General features: G+C 39.3%; 11 protein-coding genes. 2 read left to right on the top strand and 9 right to left on the bottom strand.

Going from position 1 to position 8,012, the window contains the following annotated elements; all coding sequences use genetic code 11:
- Positions 1 to 370 (top strand): hypothetical protein (locus AC1XUO_RS29355; protein ID WP_483333465.1); only part of this gene is annotated, 370 nt, incomplete at its 5' end.
- A 45-nt stretch (positions 371 to 415) separates the two neighbouring features.
- Here the strand turns inward: AC1XUO_RS29355 and AC1XUO_RS29350 are convergent.
- The 4 genes from AC1XUO_RS29350 to AC1XUO_RS29335 form a co-directional block, all read right to left on the bottom strand.
- Positions 416 to 1,081 carry a hypothetical protein gene (locus tag AC1XUO_RS29350; RefSeq protein WP_483333464.1) on the bottom strand — a complete coding sequence of 222 codons (666 nt, stop codon included), beginning with the start codon at positions 1,079 to 1,081 and terminating at the stop codon, positions 416 to 418.
- A gap of 133 nt (positions 1,082 to 1,214) precedes the next feature.
- Complete coding sequence (locus AC1XUO_RS29345) at positions 1,215 to 1,913, bottom strand: RipA family octameric membrane protein (RefSeq protein ID WP_483333462.1); 699 nt, start codon at positions 1,911 to 1,913, stop codon at positions 1,215 to 1,217.
- A 287-nt stretch (positions 1,914 to 2,200) separates the two neighbouring features.
- Positions 2,201 to 3,799: a terminase large subunit domain-containing protein gene (locus AC1XUO_RS29340; RefSeq protein ID WP_483333460.1), complete on the bottom strand. Its 1,599-nt coding sequence runs from the start codon at positions 3,797 to 3,799 to the stop codon at positions 2,201 to 2,203.
- A complete protein-coding gene (locus AC1XUO_RS29335) occupies positions 3,774 to 4,316 on the bottom strand; it encodes a hypothetical protein (RefSeq protein WP_483333459.1) in 543 nt (180 codons plus the stop codon). Before AC1XUO_RS29335 ends, AC1XUO_RS29340 begins: the two co-directional genes overlap by 26 nt.
- Before the next feature lie 186 nt (positions 4,317 to 4,502).
- Here AC1XUO_RS29335 and AC1XUO_RS29330 point away from each other — a divergent pair, with 186 nt between their 5' ends.
- A complete protein-coding gene (locus AC1XUO_RS29330) occupies positions 4,503 to 5,417 on the top strand; it encodes an abortive infection system antitoxin AbiGi family protein (protein WP_483333457.1) in 915 nt (304 codons plus the stop codon).
- Positions 5,418 to 5,475: 58 nt separating this feature from the next.
- Here the strand turns inward: AC1XUO_RS29330 and AC1XUO_RS29325 are convergent, their stop codons facing one another.
- The 5 genes from AC1XUO_RS29325 to AC1XUO_RS29305 form a co-directional block, all read right to left on the bottom strand.
- Positions 5,476 to 6,129 carry a hypothetical protein gene (locus tag AC1XUO_RS29325; protein ID WP_483333456.1) on the bottom strand — a complete coding sequence of 218 codons (654 nt, stop codon included), beginning with the start codon at positions 6,127 to 6,129 and terminating at the stop codon, positions 5,476 to 5,478.
- Positions 6,122 to 6,340 (bottom strand): hypothetical protein, encoded by a 219-nt coding sequence (locus AC1XUO_RS29320; protein ID WP_483333455.1) that lies wholly within the window; start codon positions 6,338 to 6,340, stop codon positions 6,122 to 6,124. The genes AC1XUO_RS29325 and AC1XUO_RS29320 overlap by 8 nt, the downstream gene beginning before the upstream one ends.
- 104 nt (positions 6,341 to 6,444) lie before the next feature.
- Positions 6,445 to 7,074: a hypothetical protein gene (locus tag AC1XUO_RS29315; RefSeq protein WP_483333454.1), complete on the bottom strand. Its 630-nt coding sequence runs from the start codon at positions 7,072 to 7,074 to the stop codon at positions 6,445 to 6,447.
- A gap of 111 nt (positions 7,075 to 7,185) precedes the next feature.
- On the bottom strand, positions 7,186 to 7,794 hold the full coding sequence (locus AC1XUO_RS29310) for a hypothetical protein (protein WP_483333452.1): 609 nt from the start codon (positions 7,792 to 7,794) through the stop codon (positions 7,186 to 7,188).
- Positions 7,784 to 7,975, bottom strand: a complete 192-nt coding sequence (locus AC1XUO_RS29305) for a hypothetical protein (RefSeq protein ID WP_483333437.1) — start codon at positions 7,973 to 7,975, stop codon at positions 7,784 to 7,786. The genes AC1XUO_RS29310 and AC1XUO_RS29305 overlap by 11 nt, the downstream gene beginning before the upstream one ends.
- Positions 7,976 to 8,012: the final 37 nt, after the last annotated feature.

Raw genomic sequence — 8,012 nt, 5'->3', positions numbered from 1 at the left:
GAATGAACAATTCATGAAGTCTATGAATAGGTATCAAGATTTAGATCTTAGGGCTTTTGGGGAATATACTGATGGCGATAACATTTACAGCACCGGCGCCAGTAAAGAAACAATTGCCTACAAAGCAGCCATTACTTTCCTGAAAAGTAGGCAATTGGTGAAAGAACTGAATGCGTCAAAAACGAAGGCGCAATCACATTTAGGGAAAAACTGGGATACAAATCCCGTAAAATTGACTATTCTTCCTTCTGAAAAGAAAATAAATTCCTTCTTAACAAACAAAAAAGATGAAAGACCAAGAATTAGAATTAGATATGTTGTATTTCTAGTTCTAATTCTTGCGATTTGGTTGTCCCTAGTAGGTTGTTAAGATTGTACATCAATTCTTAAGATATGAAAATCTGATATGCTAAACTTATTCTGATTTAGAGGTTTTAATTAGTTTTAGTTGAGCGCTAAGTAGTTCGTTAACATCAATACTATCTTGTTTTGATATTTGTTCTTCCAACGGTTTAGAAAAAAGCCCAGTATAGTACCGATGTTTTCTCATAGGATATCCTAATCTATTGATTAAAAAACTACTATTAAATTCTATATCTTTTACATTATTGTAGAAGTTTATGTCAAAAATCAATCTTCTATTTTCTCGTAAATTGTGAGCTTCGCCAAACACGATTGCAGAATAATCAAGTACTACAGGTATGCCGATTGTTCCGATCGTAGCAATCGAATCTTTTACCTGTATCCTCCTTCCTATGTAATCTTTAACCAAATAACCTAAGGTTAATTTAGAAATTTTCATTGGTTTTCCCGTGATCGTTATATTCTCTGTGCTAACTTCCTTGGGAAAAGTAATTGATAAAGCTTGTAATTCTGAATTATTATTGAGTTTGAATTCAATAGTTGATGAGTCTACTGTTTCAGTTATCGCGGGTGTATTCAAAAAAGAATCTTTGTCAATTTCATATTGATAATTGTCTTTCGATAATTGATAAGATAGGCAACTTACAACTAACGCCAAAGAAGAAAGAAAGATAGTTAACCCGTTGAACCAATTGAAGTTTAATTTTTCTAGGTGCATTTATTGATAGATATTCGGTATGTTTAAAATTCAAATAAATAGGAAGGTCAAGCCTACCAAATTTTTGATTGGGAGCAATAACACTGCAATCTTTTGTATTTGACCGGAGTACGGTGACGGCAAGTAAATCAGGCTATCTGAAAACCTTTCTACTATAATATTCGAAGTCAGATGGCCCAAAGTTTCCCCTGCCGTATCCATTAAACATCGAATATGTGAAACTTACTGCAACAATCAACACCATTATTTCTATCCAAGCAATATCGACCCAAGAACCGGCGAAAGATAAATTGTTTTGAAAATACTTTAGTCCAAGTATTAGCCATATAACAATAAAATAGCGGCTTATCATTTCATTTAATTTTGAAACAGAAAATGTTCTTATTGTTTTGTGGGCATAAATTGTTTTATACAACGGGCCAGTAATTTTATCCTCTAGAATATCAATGTACTTTTCCCAATGTCTTTGCCAAAACTTACTACCAATATTAATTAATGCCCAAGACATTGCGGTTATATAGCCAATTGAAATGACACAGAACAATATTTCAGGATTTTTACTGGGTGTTGCTGTATATGAGCTGGAGTTAAGGACCGCTAGATAAGCTGTAAAGGAAGTGATTTGAAATGCCCAAAAATAGGTAGTTCTTTTCCAATAATTGTCAATTTCAAATTTTCTAGCGTCCCATGCTTTTTCGTATGCTTTCGTTAACTTATACTTTCCATCTAACGTCTCTCCCAAAAAACGACCATCAAATTCCTCTTGGTTAGAAATTTTGGTAAGACCGGAGTTTTTGTTATTGTGAAAAAATCTTAACATGCTTTTTAACATCTAAATATTTTTTTAATGGTTGGTACTAGATTATTTCTATGCAAAGAAATAGTCCAAAAATTAAACAAGAGGAAATATATACTGTTACCGTTAAGTAAATACACAAAACTATTTACGTTGGTTAATTACATCATTCCGGTAATTGAAATGTTTTGATAGTTGCAAATCAATGTTTTAGCTATAAAAAGATTGTTTCTACTTCCGCTATTCTAATGGAGGGTTGCCCGCCCTGTATCGGTTTGGCAATTGCCATTTGCTTTTTCCGTTATCTGCCAGACGGTTTTTGGCTACGCTGATTTTCCAAAGCGTGGTCCGGATCCAGTCGCGGCAATTGGAACGATTCGAGAATATTTTTTAAATAAAATGTAATCGAATGCATCAGAAAGGTGTGTTGCATATTGCTGATCAAGCGTCTTTGAATCCTCGCTTGACTTGTCCTTCTCGAAGTTGTCGCCAATGATTGGTGTGTGCTTCAGACTTATGAGCAAGCTCTTGCAGTCCTGTTCATTGATCCGAATGCGAGGCACTGAAGCGTGCTTCTCCGAAAGGATTGTATTGATAACACGATAACGAATCTTGTATGGAGGATAAGAGTTCTGCACACAGTCAATGATGCGCCATTTGTGATCAGCCAATACTTTCTTGTACAGCTGATAGTGGGTTTTGTTGCGTCCTGGATCGCCCTTCTTACCGCTGTTGTCTCCATAGATATACACAACCTTTTTGACGTGGTCCTTGTACTTTGTACAGAACTTATGGGCCAGCTCTTCCACCAGGCTGGTATCAGCACGTTTCACAAACAGATTATCAATAAACCGAAGCTCTTTGTCATGCTCCTGAGCGATGACTTGACAGGTGAACTTTGCATTAAAGTCCAGGCTAATTTCAATGGGCTTAGTAGTCAGGTAGTCCTTACGTTTGTAGATATAGAGCCGGGATTTATCATCATACTGGTACTCATACATATCACTGTACGTGTGCCGGTTGTAGGATAGGGCGCTATAATAAGCGTTTTCAATCTTTTCCACCCGTCTGTTCATGACCTCAATATCAAAGGCCAGGTCTGATTCCGACGCCTCCCTTTCCTGTTCGATCCAATTACCGGGCAAATTGGCCAGGTTGTCGTAGGGCGTGGATTCCATGAAGAAATACTGATTAGGCTTAATTTTCATAAGTTCTTCAGTTCTGTATATCCACTGCTGTTCGGGCGTCCAGGCAGCTGACGTAAAATCAGCAATCATCCAGTGCAAAGGATGATTTAAACCCTTTCGGCCTGGTCTAGGATCCCGGTAGGTGTATTTATTGGCGCGGACGGTTTTGCGTAAAACGGTATTGTAGAATGACTCTTTCAGCTTGAAACTTTCATCCATCACCAACTGGTCCAGGTTCAAACCACGCGCCGTGTCCGGACGATCGGCTGAAAGAAAAACGATTGTATAACCATTCTTGAAGCAAACACAATTATCATACGTATTGACACCTTCCCAGGGGTGCCACCAACCTTCTGGCGGACGGCGGTTAATTACGTAGTGGCCCCATGTCCGGATCTTCGGGTCATATTCATGCAGGCCATATTCTGCAAATACCTTTCGGCTTTGAGAAAGTACGACATCCTGAACGTGCCGGAAGGTCATAGACGCCAATCCCATCTTTGCTCTAGGCAATTCAAATGCAGATTCAGCAATCAGGCGCATCAAAACGTTCGTTTTCCCACACCCCCTACCTCCGTTAAAAGTGGCCCGGAATCCAGACTGATATCCAATTCCGTCTTTGCCAATAAAATCAGCTTCGTTTTCCAGGACCTTGAAAAGGAAATGGGCCTGGGCTGGGTTAGGATGTAGTTTTATGTATGATGGATCATCAACGTACTTCTGTGCTTTCGACATCGATAACCTCCTTTCTGTCGCTATTAGGTACATGAACATCGCCATTGACCACGTAAACCCGTACCCCGGTTGGCATGGATTCTCCAGGCGGGAGAATGTTGTCCACTTCATTGAGTTTGCTGAGTTTGGCAATCCGTTCGGCCGCTTTCATGATTACATCCGGATCCCCGTCGCGCTGGCCGATACTCAAAGCGAAGTAAAGGGCTTCAATAAGCACCTTTGTGATTCCGCGTTTATCAAGATCGTACGCGATCCCCCAAAGCTCGTAGGCATCCCTTAAAATCTGGTATGCGTGGGTTTTTTCGTGACCATATTCGTTATACAGCATGGTCACAACCTGTGAAGGGGAAAACATTTTGCTGGTCCAACTCCAAGCCTTTTTCATTTTCTCAAAATACACCTGATCCCGATTGTTCAGCTTAGCGCCATTGACCAGGTGATCTTTGAATTTGTCCATTTTGTGCTCACCCTTTTCAGGTGGGCCAGACGCACCCAAACGTATTAATTCGTTGTTCATATCATTGCGGTTTTTGGCAATGATATTGACAATGTATTGTATGAGATTGGACAGAAAAGCTACCGGCTAATTTGCGCTCTGGATGAGTTATTTACTTATTAAATGGATTGTTGTCAATAGATAAGTAATTAAAGAAATAGATATATAAATTCTTAAATTCAGTTTTTCAAATAAACCTTCCAAACTATGTCAATAAGTTCAAATTCATTTTTTCATTTTACTTCCGGAAAACAGAATGCTTTTTTAGGAATCTTGCAAGACGGATTCAGAAAAACGGTGAGCCATGAAGTGACCTACAATAGTAACCGAAAAACTATTTTCGGTTTTCCTATGGTCTGCTTTTGTGACATTCCTTTAGCCGCAGTCCAAAATCACGTGAATAACTTTTGTAAAGGTCATGCTTTTGGCTTTGGGTTGAGTAGAAATTGGGGCGAACAAATATTACAGCCTGTGCAGTACTACCCGAAAGAGCAGGATAATTTTTTTCAAGAACATCTCACATACCTAACTGATTTACTGCTTAAAAATCCTGAGATATTTAAAGACCCTAGATTTGAAAATGTGACTAGAAATGAGAAAGTTTTGGAACAGCTAAGTGAAGATTCTTTTGAGGTACAAAATGGAGAAAAAAGGAAGTATGTCAACTGGCTGACAGGGTTGATCAAGCCTGTACAATCTGATTATTTTAAATTTGATCCGGTTCAAGGAAAAATTGAATGTATAAATAAAGATTATTTATTTTATAACGAAAGAGAGTGGAGATATATAGATAAGAAATTGAGACCGGCTGAAATTCCTTATAAAACAGAAGAGAGTTTGGCGATAAATAACGTGAACGAACTGCTTGTTTATCAGGAAGCAAACGCAAAGTTGTGTGAGCACTACAGCAAAAAAGAAAATTTTTTAAAATTTAAATTGGAGAATTTAACATGGCTTATTGTCGAAAACGAAGATGCGGTTTTTTATATCACTAAACTGATTATGTGTTCTGATTTTAAAAGTATAGGCGGATATCCGATTAATGATGTTTCGGAAAAGTATTCTTTGATTCAAAAGATTGTGTCGTACGAAAGAATTAAGGCCGATGTATTTATACAATAAAATCTGCATCCTGATCACTATTGGCAGGATGCAGATTTTTATAAATGAAATAGCTGGATTACAAAACAGCCCTTTTCATCTCCGTTTCCTCAATAACCGCTTCCACCTGAGCCAATTCAATTTCCCACTTACTTTTTAAAGCTATAGACGCTTTGGGATTCGCCATTTTGCTTTTAAGTTTTGACCGCTTTTCTCTGCTCTGCTGCAATTTGACTGATAATTCGGCCTTGCTGAGTACCGCCTGGACTGGACGTTCAGTTACGTGCTGATCATGCTGTGGTTTGGCCGGTCCTTCGTTTTGATTACGATCCAGAAAGTTCTTTTGGTCCCAGATATCTTCAATTTTGTGGTGCAGCTCTAAAATCTTATCCACCAGATCCGGGCATGGCGTTCCAGGATCCACTTTCACCAGCATATTACTTAATTCAGCCTGGTCACGTCTGAGGCGGGATGCTTCCAGGCTTAAAGCGCTATGTTTTAAGGCAAAAATATCAGAATTGACATCCTTCATGATGGCTGTCACTTTCTTCGACATCCGGGGCGCTGCTGTTTGCCCATCAACCTTATTAATTGTTTCAGTGGCCAGATCTGATTTTAATTTATTCAGCTCGTTTATGGCCGCTTCCAGTCTTTCCGGCCGTGCCCGCTTCGCCGCGACCATTTGGCGGATCATTTCCACGGCCGCTTCCTGTTGTCTAATTTGATTATTCATCATCGTCCACGTCTACATCTTCGTTTAACAAAAGTGAAAATTCGGCGATGGTGTTTCGAAAAACCCACACCTGGTGATCTGTCAAGCGGTCAGCATCGGTTTGCCCATTTTCAGCCAGATACTGGGAAAGAACAGTTCTAAGCCATGCGTGATCGATTTGTTTATTATGAAGAAATAATCTAATGTCAGTAAAATTTGCAGGTAGTGCCATTATATCCATGATTGATGCTGGTCAAAGATAGGTGTAGCGATTGCCTGGAAAAGGGACGGTATTGCAATTTTGAAATATGGGAGATTTAAGTTTATATTCAAATATTACAGTTTTATACTTCCATCCATATCTGTCGGTCTTACCATAGTCCCTCCATAATAATCTTTCCCTGTATGCCAGTATAAGATTGAAAATAGGTTACTAAGAGCCGACACGGTTCGTAGCAATTCATTATCTGTCTCAGAACACTCAGGTCGTACTGGAAATGCTGCGCGCGTATCAAAAAATGGATACACGAACCAAGCAACGTGATTTGGTTTGGTTCCCGGTTTTATAATCCATTTTCCATCTGTAAGATGAATGTTAGAAATAATTTTATCCGAAGTAAACGTGGGTAAATTTCCCCGATACCAGGTACTATCTACTTTTCCCTTGGCGTTTACACGGAAAATAAACATTCCGTACTTTGGTTTGCAACTTATTGGCCCCACAGAAACTCCCATTTCCAGTCTGTCAGAGAGATCTTTTTTGTCCCAAATTTTAAAAGTAAAATTTTCTGGTTTAAAATTGGCCGTATCTAGCCAATAACGGCGCGGGGCTTCGTCAAACAACGAGAGAGGTGACAATCCAATATTTTCTGCACTTTTTTTGGAATTTGTCGTTTGGGCAAAAGCAGATAAAGCCAATATTGCCGCGATTGAATTAACGATAATTAGTAGTATCAACTTTCGCATAGGTCAAACTTTAGGTCATTTAAAATGCTAATATATAAATTAATTATACATAAGTTTAAACAAAAAAACACCGGTAAAATCTCACCGGTGTTTTTGTCAAATTAGTGGCGTTTATTCTCCGTCAACGAGCCGCCTCCTTTCAATTTCTGCTTTAAAATTTAATAGACCTAAACGGCGAATTTCAAACTCTTCACTATTAATATCAACGGTTTTGATTTCCTCAGTACCTTTATTGTAAAGTTCAATAAGCTCCTTTAAAGCCAGGTCTGCAAGAAGTGGATCTACAACGACCGGTTCATTTTCTGAATCTTCATCCGGGTCATTTTCCAGCTCTTTGTTATGATCCGTGTCCGGATCTTGGTTCAGGTCAGAATTTGATTCTTCGAATAATTCTTCATCATCGAAAGCCGGTTCAGGTTCGCGCAAAAATTTCAAAAGTTGCCCGGCTTGATCGCGTAAAGCTGCCAGCTGCTCTTTTCGCTCGTTATCTTTTAATTCTACGATCTGTTCATAATCCAGGCCTTCAAAACGCTCGTTTTCTTCTAATTCCGCCAGATCTTTATGGAGCGCCCGGACAATTTGAGCGGCCAGCCCTGGTAGTTCGGTATTTTCCACCGCGGGCAGATGTTCATTTTTATTTACAACATCGTATGCCTTTCTAAGCGCGCTAGTCACGCCGCCGATAACGGCCACGATCGTTTTCTTTTCTTTACTTGCCATCAGGTTGTGCAGGTTGGGCGGTAAATTCCATAAACACGGCTACGGATGGGTTTTCAGCGAACGATGAAAGTTGCTCCTGGCTTAATGCATTGGAAAGGACCACGTGTTTACATTCTGTTTCGACTGTGACGCGTCCCTCATAATCAGGAAGGACACGCCACACTTTTTCGTTTTTTGCCATTGCTTTCTAAGTCGTTAAAAAGGGCATTGGTTTGATA

The organism is Dyadobacter sp. HNCC25DJ186 (assembly GCF_056895235.1).
This window is presented reverse-complemented; position numbering and strand designations above follow the sequence as displayed.

Bases quoted from the DNA above. Each gene is read 5' to 3' on its own strand.
- AC1XUO_RS29350 (WP_483333464.1), bottom strand. From the start codon at position 1,081: ATGCACCTAGAAAAATTAAACTTCAATTGGTTCAACGGGTTAACTATC.
- AC1XUO_RS29345 (WP_483333462.1), bottom strand. From the start codon at position 1,913: ATGTTAAAAAGCATGTTAAGATTTTTTCACAATAACAAAAACTCCGGT.
- AC1XUO_RS29340 (WP_483333460.1), bottom strand. From the start codon at position 3,799: ATGTCGAAAGCACAGAAGTACGTTGATGATCCATCATACATAAAACTA.
- AC1XUO_RS29335 (WP_483333459.1), bottom strand. From the start codon at position 4,316: ATGAACAACGAATTAATACGTTTGGGTGCGTCTGGCCCACCTGAAAAG.
- AC1XUO_RS29330 (WP_483333457.1), top strand. From the start codon at position 4,503: ATGTCAATAAGTTCAAATTCATTTTTTCATTTTACTTCCGGAAAACAG.
- AC1XUO_RS29325 (WP_483333456.1), bottom strand. From the start codon at position 6,129: ATGAATAATCAAATTAGACAACAGGAAGCGGCCGTGGAAATGATCCGC.
- AC1XUO_RS29320 (WP_483333455.1), bottom strand. From the start codon at position 6,340: ATGGCACTACCTGCAAATTTTACTGACATTAGATTATTTCTTCATAAT.
- AC1XUO_RS29315 (WP_483333454.1), bottom strand. From the start codon at position 7,074: ATGCGAAAGTTGATACTACTAATTATCGTTAATTCAATCGCGGCAATA.
- AC1XUO_RS29310 (WP_483333452.1), bottom strand. From the start codon at position 7,794: ATGGCAAGTAAAGAAAAGAAAACGATCGTGGCCGTTATCGGCGGCGTG.
- AC1XUO_RS29305 (WP_483333437.1), bottom strand. From the start codon at position 7,975: ATGGCAAAAAACGAAAAAGTGTGGCGTGTCCTTCCTGATTATGAGGGA.